Annotated in this window: 1 pseudogene; it reads right to left on the reverse strand. The window is 66.5% G+C overall.

The window, feature by feature from the left end:
- Positions 1-2887 (reverse strand): annotated as a pseudogene (locus A5686_RS09985) (amino acid adenylation domain-containing protein); the annotation flags it as partial.

Below are 2887 nucleotides of genomic sequence, written 5' to 3' on the forward strand. Positions count from 1 at the left end.
GGTCCCCGGGCCCCCGAACGGACACGCCACAAACCGCGACCCGGTCAACCCCGCCCGGCGCCAATACCCGCAACCCACGGTGGCGCCGGCCACATACAACTCACCGACCACCCCCACCGGCACCGCACGCAACCACCCATCCAGCACAAACAACGCCGCCCCCGCCACCGGCGAACCGATCGGCGGCGCCCCCGACCCCGGTTGCAGGGGGGCGCTAACCGTGGCATACACCGTGGTCTCAGTCGGGCCATAAGCATTGACCATCACCCGCCCCGGCGCCCACCGATCCACCACATGCGCCGGGCAGGCCTCCGCAGCGATCACCAACGCCGCATCCAGCCCCTGCGGGGACAGCATCCCCACCGCCGACGGGGTCTGGCTCAACACAGTGACCTTTTCGGCGACCAGTAAGGCCTGGAAGTCGCGCGGGGAACGCGTCACCTCGTCGGGCACCACTACTAATCGCCCACCGTGCAGCAGCGCCCCCCAGATTTCCCACACGGAGTAGTCAAAGGCGTACGAATGAGCCTGCGTCCACACCTGGCCCGGTCCCAACGCCAACCCTGCATCCCAAGAGGCGAACAACCGAGTCACGTTGCCGTGGGTGACCGCCACTCCCTTCGGGACCCCGGTGGTACCCGAGGTGTAAATGATGTGCGCCACATCGTCGTGGGCCGGCGCCGGCAGCGGTGTGCGGGGATAGTTCTGGGTTTGAGGGTCGTTGACGTCGATGACTATCCCGTTAAAGCCGTCCAGCCGTGAGCCCACTGCCGCGGCGGTGACGACAGCGACCGGCGCGGCATCGGTGAGCATGAACCCGATCCGGGCCGCCGGCGCCGCCGGGTCGATCGGTAGATACGCCGCCCCGGTCTTGAGCACCGCCACAATCGCGATGACCGCTTCGGCGGACCGGGACAACAGCAGTGCCACGCACCGCCCCGGGCCTGCCCCGTGGTCGGCGAGTAGGTGCGCGAGCTGGTTGGCGAGCTCATCGAGCTCGCGGTAGGTCCACGAACGCTGCCCGCAGCGAAGGGCCACTGCCTGTGGTGTGCGCGCGACCTGTCTGGCGAACAGGGCTGGAATCGATACCGGGATGGGTGCGGGCCGGGTGAGCACCGCCCGGTTGCTCCAGCCATGTACTTGGGCGCGCTCAGCGGCATCGAGGACATCCAGCGACGACAGCGGTCGGGTGGGGTTGGTGGCCATGGCTACCAACACCCGTTCGAAGCGAGCGATCAGCGCCTCGATGGTGGTGGGGTCGAGGATGTCGGTGTCGTATTCGATGCGCAGGTTCAGTTCGCGTCCGGGCTGGACTTGCACAGTCATCGGGTAGTGGGTGTGTTCGTGGGTGGTTGCATCGCTGATGGACAATTCGTGACCGCCCGATAGCGCGGCGGTGTCGACGGGGTAGTTCTCGAAGACGAGCAGGGTGTCGAAGAGTTGGTCGTGGCCGGTGAGGCGGTGGATGTCGCTAAGTGCCAGGTGATGGTGGTCCAGGGTGCGGCTGTGAGCGTTTTGCAGCTGACCGAGCAACTGTGCGGTGGTCATTGTGCCGGTGAGCTTCGCCCGCACCGGCACCGTGTTAATGAACAGGCCCACCATCGACTCCGCGCCGAGCACCTCGGTGGGTCGCCCCGCGACCGTGGTGCCGAAGGCGACATCATGCTGGCCGGTCAACCCGGACAGCAGCTGCGCGAAAGCGCCTTGCAGCACCGTGTTCACGGTGGTGTGGTGGGCGCGGGCCAGCTTGCTGAGCGCTAGCGTGGTCTGCTCGGTCACGCGATGCGAGGCACTGTTTCGGTGCCCTAGCCCCAACCGGCCCGCCTGTCCGACCAGCGCGGGGGTTTCAAAAGCGTCCAGCACCTCCCGCCACGCCCCGCGGGCGCTATCCAGGTTCCGACCGGCCAGCCAGGTAACAAACCTGCGATATGGCACGGGTGGGGGGAGACGCTGCCCGTTGTAGCTGGCGAATATTTCTCGCAGCAGGATCGGCGACGACCAGCCATCCATGACGATGTGATGGTTAGTCAACACAAACCGGTGCCGATCTGGCGCAGTGCGGATAAGGGCCGCCCGAAAAGGCGGCTGGTCAGTTAGATCACAGACAGCGGCGCGCTCCTGTGCGCACAGCTGCTGGATGCGCTCATCGACATCAACGTCCCCTGCGCCGAGTTCGACATACCTCCATCCCGGTTCGGGATCGGCCGGGATGAGCTGTACGGGCTCGTCGAGCTCCGCGTCGAAACGGGCCACCAGGTTCGGATGGCGGTTGACCACGGTGTGGACCGCATTACGCAGCCGGTGAGGGTCAAGCGGCCCAGTCACGGTGATTGCTAGCTGCACCGCATACAGATCGTCGCCACTACGCTGTGCGATGCTCGCGTGAAAGAGCAACCCCTGCTGCAGCGGGGTCAACGGCCATACGTCAGCGATCTGCATAACGCCGCTGGAGTTTCTCGATCTGCTGCTGGCTAACAGAGGCGACGACATCGGAGGGCGTTAACCCGCCTCCGCCGGCGTGTACGTTCGTGCAGATTCCGGTTAGCGCTTGGACCCACAGCTGGCTCAATTCGGTGACGGCGGTTTGGTCGAGGGCGGTGGGCGCCCAGGTCCAGTTGGCGTGTAGTTGGGGGCCGGTGTCGGTGTCGAGGGTGGCGGCGTTGAGTTCCAGGGTGTGTCCTAGCGGCATGGGGATCGCCGCGGCCACTCCGAGAACCTCCACCCCTTGCTGCGCGAGGCGCCACAGCTCGGGGTGGTCCTCACCGGTGGGGGTGGCCAGGCGGCCGAGGTAGTTGAATCCGATCACCGGATCCGAATCGCCCGGGTCGGTGTCGGGGTTGAGGTAGCGCAGGGCGCCGTAGCTCAGCGGGTGGGGCAGGGCGCGCAG

Source organism: Mycobacterium sp. E2479, from assembly GCF_001667925.1.
In the GTDB taxonomy this organism is placed as follows: domain Bacteria; phylum Actinomycetota; class Actinomycetes; order Mycobacteriales; family Mycobacteriaceae; genus Mycobacterium.